This window comes from Nonomuraea sp. NPDC049129, assembly GCF_040648495.1.
Lineage (GTDB): Bacteria > Actinomycetota > Actinomycetes > Streptosporangiales > Streptosporangiaceae > Nonomuraea.
The window spans coordinates 1-15,830 of the sequence record NZ_JBEZDU010000029.1 but is presented as its reverse complement, the minus strand read 5'-3'; the positions used below and the strand labels follow the sequence as shown (position 1 = coordinate 15,830).

17 protein-coding genes and 1 riboswitch are annotated in these 15,830 nt (G+C 68.4%); of the genes, 5 read left to right on the top strand and 12 right to left on the bottom strand.

Annotated elements, in window-relative coordinates; all coding sequences use genetic code 11:
- Nucleotides 1-2: 2 nt before the first annotated feature.
- The 9 genes from AB0B64_RS50620 to AB0B64_RS50580 form a co-directional block, all read right to left on the bottom strand.
- Complete coding sequence (locus tag AB0B64_RS50620; protein WP_357942807.1) at nucleotides 3-551, bottom strand: MerR family transcriptional regulator; 549 nt, start codon at nucleotides 549-551, stop codon at nucleotides 3-5.
- 10 nt (nucleotides 552-561) lie between these two features.
- Entirely contained in the window at nucleotides 562-1,428 is an 867-nt protein-coding gene (locus AB0B64_RS50615; protein WP_358197093.1) for an SDR family NAD(P)-dependent oxidoreductase, read from the bottom strand.
- Between the two features lie 100 nt (nucleotides 1,429-1,528).
- Nucleotides 1,529-2,905, bottom strand: a complete 1,377-nt coding sequence (locus tag AB0B64_RS50610; RefSeq protein ID WP_358197088.1) for an L-serine ammonia-lyase — start codon at nucleotides 2,903-2,905, stop codon at nucleotides 1,529-1,531.
- Nucleotides 2,906-2,957: 52 nt separating this feature from the next.
- Nucleotides 2,958-3,347, bottom strand: a complete 390-nt coding sequence (gene gcvH / locus AB0B64_RS50605; RefSeq protein WP_357942820.1) for a glycine cleavage system protein GcvH — start codon at nucleotides 3,345-3,347, stop codon at nucleotides 2,958-2,960.
- Entirely contained in the window at nucleotides 3,344-4,429 is a 1,086-nt protein-coding gene (gcvT, locus tag AB0B64_RS50600) for a glycine cleavage system aminomethyltransferase GcvT (RefSeq protein ID WP_357942822.1), read from the bottom strand. The genes gcvH and gcvT overlap by 4 nt, the downstream gene beginning before the upstream one ends.
- A 130-nt stretch (nucleotides 4,430-4,559) precedes the next feature.
- Nucleotides 4,560-4,657, bottom strand: a riboswitch (glycine riboswitch).
- 92 nt (nucleotides 4,658-4,749) lie between these two features.
- Nucleotides 4,750-5,439, bottom strand: a complete 690-nt coding sequence (locus tag AB0B64_RS50595) for a gamma-glutamyl-gamma-aminobutyrate hydrolase family protein (protein ID WP_358197081.1) — start codon at nucleotides 5,437-5,439, stop codon at nucleotides 4,750-4,752.
- A gap of 38 nt (nucleotides 5,440-5,477) precedes the next feature.
- Nucleotides 5,478-6,242: a 3-oxoacyl-ACP reductase gene (locus tag AB0B64_RS50590; protein ID WP_357942825.1), complete on the bottom strand. Its 765-nt coding sequence runs from the start codon at nucleotides 6,240-6,242 to the stop codon at nucleotides 5,478-5,480.
- Nucleotides 6,243-6,247: 5 nt separating this feature from the next.
- Nucleotides 6,248-7,591 carry an aldehyde dehydrogenase family protein gene (locus tag AB0B64_RS50585; RefSeq protein WP_358197077.1) on the bottom strand — a complete coding sequence of 448 codons (1,344 nt, stop codon included), beginning with the start codon at nucleotides 7,589-7,591 and terminating at the stop codon, nucleotides 6,248-6,250.
- 5 nt (nucleotides 7,592-7,596) lie between these two features.
- Nucleotides 7,597-8,973, bottom strand: a complete 1,377-nt coding sequence (locus tag AB0B64_RS50580; RefSeq protein ID WP_358197075.1) for a glutamine synthetase family protein — start codon at nucleotides 8,971-8,973, stop codon at nucleotides 7,597-7,599.
- A 108-nt stretch (nucleotides 8,974-9,081) separates the two neighbouring features.
- On the opposite strand from AB0B64_RS50580, the gene AB0B64_RS50575 reads away from it, so the two are divergent.
- Together AB0B64_RS50575 and AB0B64_RS50570 are read left to right on the top strand one after the other, a co-directional pair.
- Nucleotides 9,082-9,786, top strand: a complete 705-nt coding sequence (locus AB0B64_RS50575) for an FCD domain-containing protein (protein WP_357943110.1) — start codon at nucleotides 9,082-9,084, stop codon at nucleotides 9,784-9,786.
- 64 nt (nucleotides 9,787-9,850) lie between these two features.
- Nucleotides 9,851-10,606, top strand: coding sequence for a hypothetical protein (locus tag AB0B64_RS50570; protein ID WP_357942831.1), 756 nt, complete (start codon nucleotides 9,851-9,853; stop codon nucleotides 10,604-10,606).
- Here AB0B64_RS50570 and AB0B64_RS50565 read toward each other — a convergent pair.
- Nucleotides 10,603-10,791, bottom strand: a complete 189-nt coding sequence (locus AB0B64_RS50565; RefSeq protein ID WP_357942834.1) for a hypothetical protein — start codon at nucleotides 10,789-10,791, stop codon at nucleotides 10,603-10,605. The two genes, AB0B64_RS50570 and AB0B64_RS50565, sit on opposite strands and share 4 nt — an antisense overlap.
- Nucleotides 10,792-11,188: 397 nt before the next feature.
- Nucleotides 11,189-12,619, bottom strand: coding sequence for a WD40 repeat domain-containing protein (locus tag AB0B64_RS50560; RefSeq protein ID WP_358197070.1), 1,431 nt, complete (start codon nucleotides 12,617-12,619; stop codon nucleotides 11,189-11,191).
- Nucleotides 12,620-13,049: 430 nt separating this feature from the next.
- Between AB0B64_RS50560 and AB0B64_RS50555 the strand changes: the two genes are divergently transcribed.
- Nucleotides 13,050-13,382 (top strand): DUF4232 domain-containing protein, encoded by a 333-nt coding sequence (locus AB0B64_RS50555; protein ID WP_358197066.1) that lies wholly within the window; start codon nucleotides 13,050-13,052, stop codon nucleotides 13,380-13,382.
- On the top strand, nucleotides 13,379-13,528 hold the full coding sequence (locus tag AB0B64_RS50550) for a hypothetical protein (RefSeq protein WP_357942839.1): 150 nt from the start codon (nucleotides 13,379-13,381) through the stop codon (nucleotides 13,526-13,528). The genes AB0B64_RS50555 and AB0B64_RS50550 overlap by 4 nt, the downstream gene beginning before the upstream one ends.
- A 46-nt stretch (nucleotides 13,529-13,574) precedes the next feature.
- Here AB0B64_RS50550 and AB0B64_RS50545 read toward each other — a convergent pair whose 3' ends face one another.
- Nucleotides 13,575-14,789, bottom strand: coding sequence for an FAD-dependent monooxygenase (locus AB0B64_RS50545; protein ID WP_358197060.1), 1,215 nt, complete (start codon nucleotides 14,787-14,789; stop codon nucleotides 13,575-13,577).
- A 120-nt stretch (nucleotides 14,790-14,909) separates the two neighbouring features.
- Between AB0B64_RS50545 and AB0B64_RS50540 the strand changes: the two genes are divergently transcribed.
- On the top strand, nucleotides 14,910-15,659 hold the full coding sequence (locus AB0B64_RS50540; RefSeq protein WP_357942843.1) for a TetR/AcrR family transcriptional regulator: 750 nt from the start codon (nucleotides 14,910-14,912) through the stop codon (nucleotides 15,657-15,659).
- The last annotated feature ends 171 nt before the right edge of the window (nucleotides 15,660-15,830 follow it).

Below are 15,830 nucleotides of genomic sequence, written 5' to 3'. Positions count from 1 at the left end.
CGTCAGTCCGCCGGTAGCGTCCGTCGCGGCGGCTCGTGCGGCAGCGCGGTGCGGTCCGCGCCGGCGATGGCGTCGAGGGCGTGGACGTCCGGCCCGGTCGAGCCCCCATACGTGGCGATCTTGTACTCGACCGCCGTGAGGGAGAGGGTCAGCTCACGGATCCGGCGGCGGATGGTGTCGCGATGCTCGATCAGCAGGTCGAGCCGCTCGGGTGTGGTGTGCTGCCCGGCGTCGACGAGCGAGATGTAGTGCTGCAGGTCGCGCATCGGCATGCCGGACAGCCGCATCCGGGTGAGGAACACCAGGCGCCGCACCGCCTGGGCGTCGTAGACGCGATGACCGTTGCCGTCGCGGGCCACCTCGACCAGCCCGGCCCGCTCGTAGTAGCGCAGCGTGTGGGGCGAGATGTCGAGCAGGTCGGCGAGCTCGGCGATCGTCATCGACTCGGGTACGTCGGCCAGGTCGGTGAGGCGGTGGATCGCCTCGACCGACAGCGGGCCGTCGTCCCCGAGCGTTTCGAGCGCCCTGGTCATCAGTTCGTCGGTGGCCATGACAACCAGCTTAAATCGGGCGTACCGCCGCCGGGACACCCTCGAAGTCGGCGCTGCGGGAGGTCTCGGCCCACCGCTCGACCTCGTCAAGGCCGCGCCGGTACGCACCCGAGATGCGCTCGACCGCCTCGCGCCCGAGCGGCAGCCGCAGCGGCACCTCGTCACTGTGCGCGAGGGACACGATGATCTCGGCCGCCCGCGCCGGGTCGCCCTCCTGGAGGCCGTCGGCCCCGGCCATGTCCGCCCGGACGTTGGCGAGCAGCTCACGGTAGGTCTCGGACTCCTCGACGAACTCCAGCACGTCGTTGGCGTGGAAGTCGGTCCTGAACCGGCTGGGCTCGACGATCATCACCCGGATCCCGAGCGGTGCGACCTCCCCGGCCAGGGCCTCGGACCAGCCTTCGAGGGCGAACTTCGACGCGGAGTACGCCGACACGCCGGGGAAGGACATCCGCCCACCCTGGCTGCTCATCTGCACGATCGTGCCGGTGCCCCGCGCGTGCATCGCCGGCAGCGCCGCGCGGACGAGCGCGGCCGGGCCGAACAGGTGCAGGTCCATCAGCTCACGCAGCTGCGCGTCGCCGATCTCCTCGACCGCGCCGACCATGCCCCGGCCCGCGTTGTTGACGAGCACGTCGATCTGCCCGAAGTGGTCGAGGGACTTCTGTACGAGGTCCGCGGCGGCGGTGGTGTCCCGGACGTCGAACGTGGCGATCAGGCAGGCGTCCGGGTAGGCGGCCTTCAGGTCGGCCACGCTCTCGGGCCGGCGTACCGCCGCCACCACGTGGTCGCCCGCCGCGAGCGCCGCCTCCGCGAGTGCGCGCCCGAGTCCGCGGGACGCGCCGGTGATGATCCAGGTCTGTGTCTTTGTCGTCATGTCGGCGACGCTATGGCTTTGAGCGCGCTCGAACGCAAACTCTGCTTTGGACGCAAACCGCTTTGACGGCGAGCGCGCTCGAACGCGAGCGCGCTCCGGGTCAGCACTCGATGACGTTGACCGCGAGGCCGCCGCGCGAGGTCTCCTTGTACTTGTCCAGCATGTCCCGGCCCGTGTCCCGCATGGTCTTGATCGCCCGGTCCAGGGCGACGAAGTGCTGGCCGTCGCCGCGCAGGGCGATGCGGGCCGCGGCGATGGCCTTGATGGAGGCCACCGCGTTGCGCTCGATGCACGGGATCTGGACCAGACCGCCGACCGGGTCGCAGGTCAGGCCCAGGTTGTGCTCGATGCCGATCTCCGCCGCGTTCTCCACCTGCTCGGGCGTGCCGCCCAGGACCTCCGTGAGGCCCGCGGCGGCCATGGAGCAGGCCGAGCCAACCTCGCCCTGGCAGCCGACCTCGGCGCCCGAGATCGAGGCGTTCTCCTTGAACAGGACGCCGATCGCCGCCGCGGTGAGGAAGAAGCGGACGATGCCGTCGTCGTCGGCGTGCGGGATGAAGCGGGAGTAGTAGGTCAGAACGGCGGGGATGATGCCCGCGGCGCCGTTCGTGGGAGCGGTGACGATGCGGCCGCCCGCGGCGTTCTCCTCGTTGACCGCCAGCGCGAACAGCGACACCCAGTCCATGGCGTGCAGCGGGTCGGTCTTCGGCGACTCGGTCTGCAGGCGGCGGTGGAGGCGGTTCGCGCGGCGCTTGACCTTGAGACCGCCCGGCAGCACGCCCTCCTTGGCGATGCCGCGTTCGACGCACTCGCACATGACCTGCCACAGGTGCAGGATCCGCGCGCGGATCTCGGCGGCGGAGCGGCCGAACGCCTGCTCGTTCTCCAGCATCAGCGCGGAGATGGACAGACCCGTGTTGGAGCAGTGCTTGAGCAGCTCGTCCCCGGTCGTGAAGGGGTAGGGCAGAACGGTGTCGTCAGGCTTGATGCGGTCGGCGCCGGTGGCCTGCTCGTCCACCACGAAGCCGCCGCCGACCGAGAAGTAGACCTTCTCGCGCAGCTTCTCGCCCGATGCGGAGAAGGCGGTGAAGCGCATGCCGTTCGGGTGCTCGGGCAGGGAGATCTTGCGCTCGAAGACGAGGTCCTCGCCCACGACGAAGGGGATCTCGTGCGTGCCGTAGAGCCGGACCGTGCCGGACTCGCGCATCGCGGCCAGGCGCGCGTCGATGGAGTCCACGTCGACGAGTTCGGGCTTCTCGCCCGACAGCCCCAGCAGGACGGCCTTGTCGCTGCCGTGGCCCTTGCCGGTCAGGCCGAGCGAGCCGTACAGGATCGCCTCGACGCGGGCCGTACGCGCGAGCAGGTCGTCGTCGTGCAGACCGCGCGCGAACTTGTGCGCGGCGGCCATGGGACCGCCGGTGTGCGAGCTCGACGGGCCGATGCCGATCTTGAACAGGTCGAAGACGCTGATCGCCATTGATGGGCGCCCTTCTGAAGGGCCGGGGTCCGGCAGGACCCCGGCGGGTGGGTCAGGACTCGCCTGAGGTGAGCGCCGAATACTCCTCGGCGGTGAGCAGGTCCTCGGGGTCGCCTTCCACGCGCACGCGGAACATCCAGCCGTCGCCGTAGGAGTCGCTGTTGGCCAGCGACGGATCGTCCACGACGGCCTGGTTGACCTCGACGATCTCGCCGCCGACGGGGGTGTAGATCTCGCTCACCGACTTGGTCGACTCGACCTCACCCACGGAGTCGCCCGCCTCGACGGTCGAGCCGACCTCCGGAAGCTGCACGAAGACGACATCACCCAGCGCCTCGGCCGCGTAGGCCGTGATGCCGATGGTCACGGTGATGCCGTCGTCGAGCCCGGCCACCCACTCGTGCTCCTTGGTGTAGCTCAGGTCGTCTGGGATGTTGCTCACTTGTTCCTCCTGTAAAAGGGCAGCTCAATGAGGTCCATAGGTTCATGGCTGCCCCGGATGTCCACGGCCAGACCTGCGTCGGCCCCATTGTCGACGTAGGCCATGGCGATGGGCTTACCCAGGGTCTGGGAGGGTGCCCCGCTGGTGACCTCGCCGACGACGGCGCCGTCCTTGGTCACCGGGTATCCGTGGCGCGGCACCCGGCGACCCCGCGCGACCAGTCCGACGAGCCGGCGCCGCGGCGGCGTGTCCTTGACCGCCTCCAGCGCCGACCTGCCGACGAAGTCGCCCGGCTTGTCGAATTTCACCACTCTGCCCAGCCCCGCGTCGAACGGGGTCAGCTCGACGCCGAGCTCGTTGCCGTACAGCGGCATGCCCGCTTCGAGCCTGAGCGTGTCACGGCTGGACAGACCCGCCGCCCGCAGCCCGTACGGCCGGCCGGCCTCGGTCAGCGCGTGCCAGAGCGGGACGGCGTCCTGGTTGGCCACGAACAGCTCGAACCCGTCCTCACCCGTGTAGCCGGTGCGCGCGATGAGCGCCTGCCGCCCGTCGACCAGACCGGGCAGGCCCGCGTAGTACTTCAGCCCGGCGAGGTCGGCGTCGGTGAGCGTGGCGAGGATCTCCTGCGCGCGCGGCCCCTGCACGGCGATCAGCGCGTACTGCTCCGAGCGATCCTCGACCACCGCGTTGTACGACTTGGCGCGATTTTTCAGCTCTTCCCCGACTTTTTCATAGTTGGAGGCGTTAGCCACCACCATGAACTCCTCGTCCCCGAGCCGGTAGACGATCAGGTCGTCCAGCACCCCGCCATGCTCGTTCACGATCATGGTGTAGCGGGCCCGGCCGGGCGCGAGCGCCGACAGGTGTCCCACCAGCGCGTAGTCGAGTGCCTGACCCGCCTGAGGCCCGGTCACGAAGATCTCGCCCATGTGGGAGAGATCGAACAGCCCGGCCGCCTGGCGCACGGCGTTGTGCTCGGCGGACTCGCTGCCGTAGCGGAGCGGCATCAGCCACCCGGCGAAATCGGTCAATGTCGCGCCGAGGCTCTCGTGGACCTCTCGGAGCGGTGTAGGACGTGACATATGCGCACCTCAGGGCAGGATCGGATGCCAGACATCCTCCCCCTCTGTCATGGGTGCCTGAGAGCTTCGCCCGTAATTTGCCGGACTTTCACCTTCGGCGAGGCCGCCAGGCCTGCTTTCCAGAGGACACCTCGTCCGTGCGGTCCTTTGCCTTGAGAGGTTCGCGGGGAGGGCTTGCTCCTTCAGGGGACCTGGCCGGATGCCAGGACGCTCTCCCGCACGGTTTCGACGGTGATGTCCGCAAGCCTAGTGCTGTTATGGGGGAGTTGTCGCGTGCGGACCTGGCCGCTTGGGGCCAAAAGGGCTGTACCGGGGGCGGCTCAGCAGGCGGCGACGAGCGCCTCGAACAGCGCGCAGTCCTTCGCCGCCTCCGGATGCCACTGCACGGCCATGGCGAACGTCCGGGAGTCCAGCTCCACCGCCTCGATCGTGCCGTCGTCGGCCACGGCGGACACGGTCAGGCCGGGCGCGAGCCGGTCGATGGCCTGGTGGTGGTAGTGCGGCACGGCCACCGGCTCGGCCCCGAGCGCCTTGCCGACGAGAGTCCCCGCGACGGGCCGGACGGGCAGGTGGCCGAACTCGCCGGGGGCGGGGGAGTGCCCGGTGTGTCCCACCACATCGGGCAGATGCTGGTGCAGGGTCCCACCGAGTGAGATGTTCAGGACCTGCATGCCCCGACATATCCCGAGGTAGGGGAGGTCGGCCTCAAGAGCCGCCTCGATCACCGCGAACTCCGCCGTGTCACGAAATTTCCGGATGTAGCCGGTCTGGTCGTGTGGCTCCTGGCCGTACCGCTCGGGCGAGACATCACCACCACCGGCCAGGATCAACCCGTCCAACCGCGCTACCAGCCGGGCGGGCGACCCGGCGGGCGGCAGGATCACCGGCTGCCCGCCGGCCCGGACCACCTGCTCCACGTACATGTACGGCAGCAGGGCGACCGGCAGCTCCCACACGGTGTAGCGGGCAGGCTCGACATAGGACGTGATCCCGATGACGGGTCGCTCCACAACTTCCCTTCCTAAAGTTCCCTTCCTAAAGGTCCTTCCTAAAGAGGCGTGACGTACGCGCCCGAGATGCCGCCGTCGACGAGGAACTCCGAGCCCGTGATGAAGGAGGCGTCGTCGCTGGCCAGGAACGCCACCGCCGCCGCGATCTCCGACGCCTCGGCGAAGCGCCCCACCGGCACGTGCACCAGGCGCCGCGCGGCCCGCTCAGGGTCCTTCGCGAACAGCTCCTTCAGCAGCGGCGTGTTGACCGGCCCCGGGCACAGCGCGTTCACCCGGATCCCCTCGCGCGCGAACTGGACGCCGAGCTCGCGCGACATCGCGAGCACCCCGCCCTTCGAGGCCGTGTACGAGATCTGCGACGTCGCCGACCCCATCACCGCCACGAACGACGCGGTGTTGATGATCGAGCCCTTGCCCTGCCGTTGCATGTACGGGATCGCGTGCTTGCAGCACAGGTAGACGCTCGTCAGGTTCACCTCCTGCACCCGCCGCCACGCCTCGATGCCGGTCTCCAGGATCGAGTCGTCCTCGGGCGGCGAGATGCCCGCGTTGTTGAAGGCGATGTCGACGGAGCCATAGGTGTCGTACGCCGTCCGGAACATCCGGACGACGTCGTCCTCGCTGGTCACATCGACCTTGACGAAGAGCCCGCCCACCTCGGAGGCGGCCTTGGTGCCCGCCTCCTCGTCGACGTCGGCGCAGACCACCTTGGCGCCCTCTTCGGCGAACCGCCGCGCGGTGGCCAGGCCGATGCCGCCGCCCGCGCCGGTGATCACGGCGACGCGGTTGTGCAAACGCTGCATGTGTGTCACTCCGTTGAGATGAAGACGTTCTTGGTCTCGGTGAACGCCATGAGGGCGTCCGGGCCCAGCTCCCGGCCGAGGCCGGACTCCTTGAAGCCGCCGAACGGCGTCCAGTGGCGGACCGAGGAGTGCGAGTTCACCGACAGCGCGCCCGCCTCCACGGCTCGCGCGACGCGCAGCGCCCGGCCGACGTCGCGGGTCCAGATGGAGCCGCTCAAGCCGTACGGCGTGTCGTTGGCGATCCGCACCGCCTCCGCCTCGTCCGCGAACGGCACCACCGACACCACCGGCCCGAAGATCTCCTCGGTGAACGCCCGGTCGGTGAGCGCCGGCGTCAGGACCGTCGGCGGGAACCAGAACCCCTTGCCCTGCGGGCAGTCGCCCTGCAGATACGGCGGGCCGTCGATGAAGCCGCGCACCCGCTCCAGATGCTCGGCGCTGATCAGCGGGCCCATCTCGGTGCTCTCGTCCAGCGGGTCGCCGACTCGGATGTTCTGTACGGCCGGCAGCAGCAGCTCCAGGAACGCGTCGTAGACCTCCGCCTGCACCAGGATCCTGGATCGGGCGCAGCAGTCCTGGCCAGAGTTATCGAAGACGGCATACGGCGCCGTTTTCGCCGCTTTTTCCAGATCCGAGTCCGCAAACACGATATTTGCGGATTTGCCGCCTAGTTCGAGGGTTATCCGCTTTACCTGGGTTGCCGCCTTGGCGGCGATCTCCTTGCCCACCTCGGTCGAGCCGGTGAACACGATCTTGGCCACCCGCGGATGCTCGACCAGGCGGGCCCCCGCGACCTCCCCTGCCCCGGGCAGCACCTGGAGCACCCCCTCGGGGAGGCCCGCGGCGAGGGCCAGCTCGGCCAGCCTCAGCGCGGTCAGCGGGGTCCATTCGGCGGGCTTGACGATCACCGTGTTGCCCGCGGCCAGGGCCGGGGCGACGCCCCAGCTCATGATGAGCATCGGGAAGTTCCAGGGCACGATCACGCCCACCACGCCCAGCGGCTCCTGGAAGGTGATGTCCACGCCGCCGGGCACCGGGATCTGCTTGCCGTGATTGCGCTCGGGGGCGCCGGCGTAGAAGTGCAGCACGTCGCGTACCGCGCCGGCCTCCCAGCGGGCGTTGCCGATCGGGTGGCCGGAGTTCGTGAGCTCCAGCAGGGCCAGTTCCTCCCGGTGCTCGTCCACCAGGTCGGCGAAGCGGCGCAGCAGCCGCGCCCGGTCGCCGGGCGCCACGTCGCGCCAGCCCTGATAAGCCCGCCTGGCACGCTCCACGGCCCGGTCGACCTCGGCCGCGTCGGCCAGCTCCACGTCGGCGAGGATTTCCTCCGTCGCCGGATTGATGATCTGCATCGTGCTCACATCCGCTCGAAACCCCGGAACAGCTCCCAGTCCGTGACAGCCGCGTCGAAGGCGGCCAGCTCGATCCGGGCGTTGTTCGCATAGTGCGCCACCACGTCGTCGCCGAATGTCTCCCGCGCCAGCTTCGACCCCTCGAACAGCGCCAGCGCGTCCCGCAACGTGTGGGGCACGGTCTCGGCGCCGGAGTCGTAGGCATTGCCCCCGAACGCGTCCTCCAGCGGCAGCTCCTCGTCGATGCCGCGCAGCCCGGCCGCGATCAGCGCCGACACCGCGAGGTAGGGGTTCACGTCACCGCCCGGCACCCGGTTCTCGATGCGCAGCGATTCCCCGTGGCCGACGAGCCTGAGCGAGCAGGTGCGGTTGTCCACGCCCCACTTGACGGCCGTGGGGGCGAAGCTGCCGGGGACGTAGCGCTTGTAGGAGTTGATGTTCGGGGCGTAGAAGAGGGTGAGCTCGCGCATGTGGGCCAGCTGCCCGGCGATGAAGCGGGCGCCGAGCTCGGACAGCCCGTGGGGGCCGTCGCCCGCCATCACCGGGTCGCCGTCCACGCTCCGCAACGAGATGTGGATGTGGCAGGAGTTGCCCTCGCGCTGGTTCGGCTTGGCCATGAAGGTGATCGACTTGCCCTCCTGAGCCGCGATCTCCTTGGCGCCGTTCTTGTAGATGGAATGGTTGTCGCAGGTCTTCAGCGCCTCGTCGTAGCGGAAGGCGATCTCGTGCTGGCCCAGGTTGCACTCGCCCTTGGCGGACTCGACGTACAGCCCGGCTCCCTCCATGTCCCGTCTTATCCGGCGAAGGAGGGGTTCGATGCGGGCCGTACCGAGGAGGGAGTAGTCGACGTTGTAGAGGTTCGCGGGGGACATGTCGCGGTACGCGCGCTTCCACGCGTCCTCGTAGCTGTCCTCGTACACGATGAACTCCAGCTCGGTGCCCACGAAGGCGGCCAGGTCGCGGTCGGCGAGGCGGGCGAGCTGCGCGCGCAGGATCTGCCGCGGCGAGGCGGTCACGTCGTCGCCGTTCTCCCAGGTCAGGTCCGCCATGAGCATGACGGTGCCCTCCTGCCACGGAACCCACCGCAACGTGGAAATGTCGGGCTTCATCACGAAATCGCCGTAGCCGCGCTCCCACGACGACATCGCGTAGCCGTCGACCGTGTTCATGTCCACGTCCACGGCGAGCAGGTAGTTGCAGCCTTCGGAGCCGTGCCCCAGCACCTCGTTCAGGAAATAGCGCGCCGACAGCCGCTTGCCCTGCAACCTGCCCTGCATGTCGGCGATGGCGAGCAGCACGGTGTCGACCCGTCCGGCGGCCACCTCGTCACGCAACTCGTCGACGGACAGCGCTCCGGGCTGTGGAAGACCTCGCTCGCTCACAGAAGTTCGCTCGCTTTCCCGCTAATTGGGCTACTCTTAGACCATTGATGTGCATATGGGGATCGCTTGTCAAGACCTGAGGACACGTTGGACGACTCGGCGCGGTTGATGACGGTGTTACGGCCGGTCAGGGCAGGAAACGCCTTCGAGGAGACGGTAGAACGGCTGCTCCAGGCGATCAAGCTCGGCGTGGTCGCGCCGGGCCGGAAACTGCCCCCGGAGCGTGAACTGGCCGTTCAGCTCGGCATCAGCCGGGTGACGCTGCGCGAGGCGATCCGGGCGCTCCAAGATGCCGGTTACCTCGACGTACGGCGCGGCCGGTACGGCGGCGCGTTCGTCACCTACGCCCCGCCCCCGCCGGAGAGCGGCGACCTGCGCAGGGTCGTGGCCGACATGGGCACGGCCGACCTCACCGACGCGCTGACCTTCCGCATGGCGGTCGAATGCGGCGCGGCGGCGGTGCTGGCGGCGGCCACGCTGACCGACGACCAGCGCTCCCTCCTGCGCGGCCGGCTCGCGGCACTCAACAAGGCGGGCATCGGGGACTACCGGCGGCTGGACACGGCCTTCCACCTCTCGATCGCCGAGCTGACCGGCTCCGCCCTGCTCGCCACCGCCTGCGCCGACGCGCGCCTGCGGGTCAGTGACCTCCTCAACGCCATCCCGATGCTCCAGGTGAACCTCGACCACTCCGCCCGCCAGCACGAGGCGATCGTGGCGGCCATTCTGGCGGGCGACCCGGAAGGGGCCCGCCGAGCAGTGGCGGAGCACCTGGAGGGCACGGCGGCGCTGCTGCGCGCGTTCCTGTCTTGAGTCCGTTTCCCGGTCCAAATGGTCAAGGGATGACGATTGGCCTCGTAGCATCGTTTTCAAGGTCATGGGGAACTGGTTCGAGCTGAGCATTGTCGACACGGGACGGCTGCCGCTGTTCTGTTTCTTCGTCGCGCTCATCGGGGCCTTCGTGGCCACCCGCGTCAACGTGCGGCTGATCAGGGCGAAGGTCGGCTGGTTCCGCAACGTCAACGTGGGCGAGATGCACATCCACCACGTGGTGTTCGGGGTCGTGCTCATGCTGGTCGGCGGGGTCAGCGGGCTGATCGTGTCCTCGGCGTCGCAGGTGGCCTACGCCGCGGCGGCCGCCGTCTTCGGGATCGGGTCGGCGCTGGTGCTGGATGAGTTCGCGCTGATCCTGCACCTGCACGACGTGTACTGGGAGGAAGAGGGCCGCACCTCGGTCGACGCGGTGTTCATCGCGGTCGCGATGACGGGGCTGCTGCTCACCGGGCTCCGGCCGCTGTCGTTCGACTACGGGACCCCGGTCAATCCGGGTGCGCTGCTCGTGGCGAACATGGTGCTCGCCGTGATCACCCTGTTGAAGGGCAAGATCTGGACCGGGATAGTGGGTCTGTTCGTGCCCGTACTGCTGCTGGTGGGCGCGGTGCGGCTGGCCAGACCCGGGTCTCCGTGGGCCCACCTGTTCTACCAGAAGCGGCGCCCGCGGAGGCTGGCCACGGCCGCGCACCGGGAGGAACGGTGGCGCCGGCCGGTGATCAGGGCCAAGATCGCGGTCCAGGAGTTCGTCTCGGGGCGGCACGACCTGCCCTCCACCCGGCGCGGACGTCGGCAGCTCTAGCCCGCGCTGTGGAGGGGTTCGTTCCAGTCGATGTGGTGTTCGTAGATCCACCGGCTGGGGTCGTTGCCGGTGCGGGCCATCTGTTTCATGGCCAGGCTCATGATCAGGTCGTGCGGCACCCGGGCGACGGGACCGAGCGTCTTCCAGCCGCCGGTGCGATTGCCCTGCGCTACGACGCGTTCCACGCGCTCGCGCCGTAGCGAGCCGCAAACCCCCAGCCAGTGGGAACCGTGGCTCAAGGTAACCCGCACCGCGATCCGCAAACACGCGATCACCGCTGATGCGGGCAACGGCAAGCCGGACAAACCCGCCGCCTCACGCCTGATCCACACCCACTGCCACCGTCGGCCGACCGCCGACACCGGCCAGCACTTCTGGCAGCCCGCGAGCCCACGGAGCTTGCTTGAGCCGGTTGCTCGGAAACGGGCAAGGCCGGTTCTGAGGCCCGCTGCAGCAATGCAGCGGGCCCAGCGGCGACGGCGGTCGGCAACTTCCCGAAGGGCACAACAGGCTCAACTACCGCAAGCTGGCCTTTACCGGCTCATTCCTCTCCCGATTCTGCCGCTTTACTGAGCGACAGGCTCACTTCCCTGACCTGCCGCCAAGAGGACATATGGCAAACGGCCTCTTGCCCAGTACGTCGGGAGGTGACTCGGTACTTACGGACTCCCAAAAACCCGGCACGGGCGGAAGGGGTGGAGACTCTCTACAAGCGTCCTCCATGAAACCCTTGCGCAGGTTGGGCAGTAGCCACGAATAGGCACCTCCCGTTCTCGTCCCCACGGCTAATGTTCTTCCGTCCTTACTCATGGCCACCTGCCAGCTCTCGGACTCGGGCGTTCTGAGCGTTGCCAAGCTGACCGGGCGGTAGCCGTCCTTCAGTCCCCACACGATAACTGGGTCAGAAGTCGCCGGACCGCCTGGCTCATCATGCACTGTGAAAGCAATAGATCCGTCATAGGAGATTGCCACCGGAGTCGCCCGTTCGGGGATAATAGACAAATCACCCAGATGAGTTGGCGACTGCGGATTGGTCGTATCCCACACTCCTCGTCCGATTATCGCCCTCTTGCCATCTGCGCTAAGCGCGCCACTGCTCCATTGGCGCACCTCCGGCTCGAGAGTCGCGCTTTTGAGCTCCGCAATCTTGGTGGGCCGGCTCGGATCAGTCATGGACCAGAAAATTGCAGAATCATCGCTGACAGTAAGCAGCGTTTTACCATCTGATGTCCCGGATAAAATACGAACTCCAGACGCATGTTCATGCCTGCGCGCCAGCTGCCTTGGCTTCCGTCCGGCACCCAGATTCCAGATCTCAATGGAACCGTCCTCGAACCCTGCGAACAGGGTCGTGCCGTCAGCGGTCAACGACAACTCGAGAAGCTGTTCGCGGTAGTCACCTTTACGCACGGGCGTCCTGGACGGCCTATCAGGATCGCCCAGATCCCACACATCGATGCCGCCGCTCACGTCTTCGCCTGTTACCGCCCTCCGCCCATCCGAGGACAGGGCTATCGGCCCAGACCCAGCACCAAGGGTGCCCGTTCTGGTGGCCTGAAGATTCTCTCTGCCTGACTCGGGACCCTTTCCCTGGAGGTGCCAAATTCCGTAGCCCTCCTGGGCGTTAGAGATAAGCGCCGTTCTGCCGTCGGCAGCCAACGCGACATCGACAATGGTCGCACTGCCCGGAAATAGGCCACGACGCTCTATGGCGAGCGTATCCGCAAGTGCAGATGTAGTGTAATCATCCGAGTGGATCCCCACGGCAACGTAGCCTAATAGCTTTGCGGCATACCAATCGTGATCGCGTTGTTTGGCGCCGTCGAGGGCAATCGCCCGTGCTTGGGAGACCAGCAAATCTTGCTGGTGCATATATATGGGCACGGCCGCCACCAGCGCAACACATACCAAACCGATGACGACGCGAAGCCACAGCGAGCGGCCTCGCCCTTCCCATGGAGATGGTTCGTTGCCAGTACTTGGACTCGACGGGTGTTCGCTGAAAGTCTCCATCAGATCAAAGCTATCTCCCTAAGGGGCTTCATGAGAGACTGCGCGAATACCAGCGAGCCGGCTGTCGTTCGCCGCTTGTGCTGATCCAGTGACAGTCGGGGAGGATTCCCATGTCAGCGGCGGCGGAGTGTTCAGCCCTTTCGTGGCCGGCTCGTCCACCACCTCGCGCGGTGTCTCTAGCGGAAGCGAACCCTTGGGCCGCTTGCTATCGTCACGAGTCTTGCCCTCGCCCTGCGGCTGAGTGGCGGCCGGGCCGACGAGGTGCGGCAGTTTTTCCGCGGACCCGGAATCCTGGACTGGAACACCACTGACGGAGCCTGAAGATGGAGAACCGGGGAATCTGACAGAGAGGGCATCGCCAAGGTGGTCGGCGTCGAACGGCAACGATCGCCATCCCACCCGGCGGTTCTTTCCTCGGCGGTCCGGCAAGATGGGGTCGATGACCGTCATGTCCGCCGTCCGGGCGTTCTCCCTTTTTGCGCTCTGCCTCGCCGGCTGCGGCGTAGACGGGCCAGGCGCCGCGCCGGTCGGCCCGCACCACACCATGACTGCACCGCGGCCGACGTCGTGGTCCCCTCCCCCCACGCCGTCCTGCCCCGGCTCGGGGACGTCATTGACCGCCGAGGAGCCGAACGCCGCCATGGGGCTCCGCGTCCAGACCGTGACCCTCACCAACTGCGGCAACAAGATACGCAGCGTCTACGGCTACCCCCGCGTCCGCCTCTTGGGCAAGGCCGACGCGAGGCCCAGGCCGACGCCATGAGCGATGACCGCGTTCTTGAACCCGGCGTCGGTCCACGCTTTGGTCACGCTGGGGTTGTCGGCTGCGACGACGCCGCACGTGACGTCGCGTTCGCCATGCTCGCCGGCTATGCGGCGGCCACCGAGACGGGGGTGCGGCAGCCCTGAAGCGCCGACCTGCCCACCGATCCTCGGTAAGAAGTGGTCGAGACGCTCAACGGGCTTCGGAGGGCACCTCTTGGAGTGGTTTGTCCCAGTCGATGTGGTGTTCGTAGATCCAGCGGCTCGGGTCGTTGCCGGTGCGGGCCATCTGTTTCATGGCGAGGCTCATGATCAGGTCGTGCGGCACGCGGGCGACGGGACCGAGCGTCTTCCAGCCGCCGGTGCGATTGCCCTGCGCGACGACGCGTTCCACGCGCTCGCGCCGTAGCCGTTCGTAGGCGGCGAACGCGGCGGCGATGTCCGGGCTGTCCCGCAGGCACTTGGCCAGCACGACGGTGTCCTCGATGGCCATGGCCGCGCCCTGCCCGATCGAGGGGGCGGTCGCGTGGGCCGCGTCGCCGATGATGACCATCCGGTCGTCGTGCCACTTCGGTACGGTCGGCACGTCGTAGGTGCTCCAGCCCGCGAAGATCTCGCCGGTCGCCGCGATGATGTCCGCGGCGGGCCCGCGATCGTGCCGGAACAGGTCGATCAGCCGGGACCGCCACTGTTCGGGGGTGATCGCGGCCAGTTCTGCGGGGGTGGGCTCGGCGGCCTGGGCCGGATTCGCCGCCCACCACACCTCGCCGCTCGGATGCGTCGTGTGGGTGAAGAAGCAGCGCTTGCCGAAGATCGCGTTCATCGTGCCCGGCTCGCAGCCGGTGGAGACGCCGCGGGCGTAGCCGCCCGTGTTGAGCAGCCCGCCGTAGCGCGCGTCCGGCGCGTGCGGGTCGATGATCTCGCGGGTACGTGACCGCAGGCCGTCCGCGCCGATGAGCAGGTCGCCGCGGACCGAGGTGCCGTCGGCGAACCTCGCCAGCACCCCGTCGCCGGTGCTCTCGGCGTCGACGAGCCGCTTGCCGTACTCGATGTGTACGCCGGACCGGACGACCCGTTCGCGGAAGGCGCGGTAGAGGTCGGCCCGCTTGACGGTCCGGCTGACCATGCCGTCCAGCAGGGTGGTGCCGTACGGCAGCTCGCCGAGCCGCCTTCCGGAGCCGTTGGTGAACACGATGAGCGGCGTGTCGAAGCCGACGTCGCCGAGGTCGAAGTCGAGGGCGCGCAAGGCGTCGAGCGCGTTCACCGCGAGCGTCAGGAAGGCGCCTGTGTGGTCCGCGGTCCGGTCGTACGCCTCATAGACGACCGGCGTGATCCCCACCTTGCGCAGGGCGACCGCGCATAACGAGCCCGCTATCCCACCGCCGATGATCAATGCTGTGTATGTCATACACTGAGTGTATGGCATACACTTGGCGGGAGCGCAAGCGTGCGGCCCAGCTCGTCGGCGTCGGCGTCGGTGCCGGACGGACGTCGCGAAAGGCGAGGGCGATGCGCGAAGGTGAGGACCATGAACGACAAGCTGCCGCCGGGGCTCGACCTGCTCTGGGGAAGACTCGACGAGCCGGCGCCTGAACCCAGGCAGGGGCTCAGCCCGCCGCGCATCGCCCGCGCGGCGGTCGAGCTGGCCGACGCCGGCGGCCTTGACGCCGTGTCGATGGCCAGGGTCGCCGAGCGGCTGGGCTTCACCACGATGTCGCTCTACCGGCACGTCAAGAGCAAGAATGAGCTGCTGCTGCTGATGCTGGACACGGTCGCGGCCGTGCCCGCCGAGCTCGACGAGCCCTGCGACGACTGGCGGGTCGGCCTGGAGCGCTGGTGCGCGGCGCAGTGGGTGATGCTGCGCGCCCATACCTGGATCGTGGATCTGCCCGTCACAGGACCGCCGATCACGCCCAACCAGCTGGCGTGGACCGATCGCGCCCTGAGCGCGCTGCGCGACACCGGGCTCCCCGAAAGCGACAAAGCGGGCGTGGTCCTGCTGATCGCCAACTACATGCTCACCACCGCGCGGATGAGCGCGCATCTCGGCCCCGCCGCCTCGGGGGAGTCGATCGCCGCCTACAGCGCGCTGCTCGGCGACCTCGTCGACGCGCGGCGCTTTCCGGCCCTGCGTACGGCGGTCGACGCGGGCGCCTTCGACTATCCGGCGGACACCGCCGAGCCGGAGCGGCGCTTCGACTACTCCTTCGGCCTCGCCCGGATCCTGGACGGCATGGACACGCTCATCCGGCAGCGCGGCGGCGCCGGGGCGAGCTAGAGCGTGGCGGCCCCGAGGCGAGCCAGAGCGTCGGCGGCCCTGGGGCGAGCCAGGGTGCGGTGGTCCTTGGGGCGGGCTAGGGCCTGTATGGAGTTGAGATCAATGGGATTGGCTGCGCTGCGGTCTGTGGTCCTGGTAGGCCATCGCCATGGCGCGTGGAGACCTCACCGA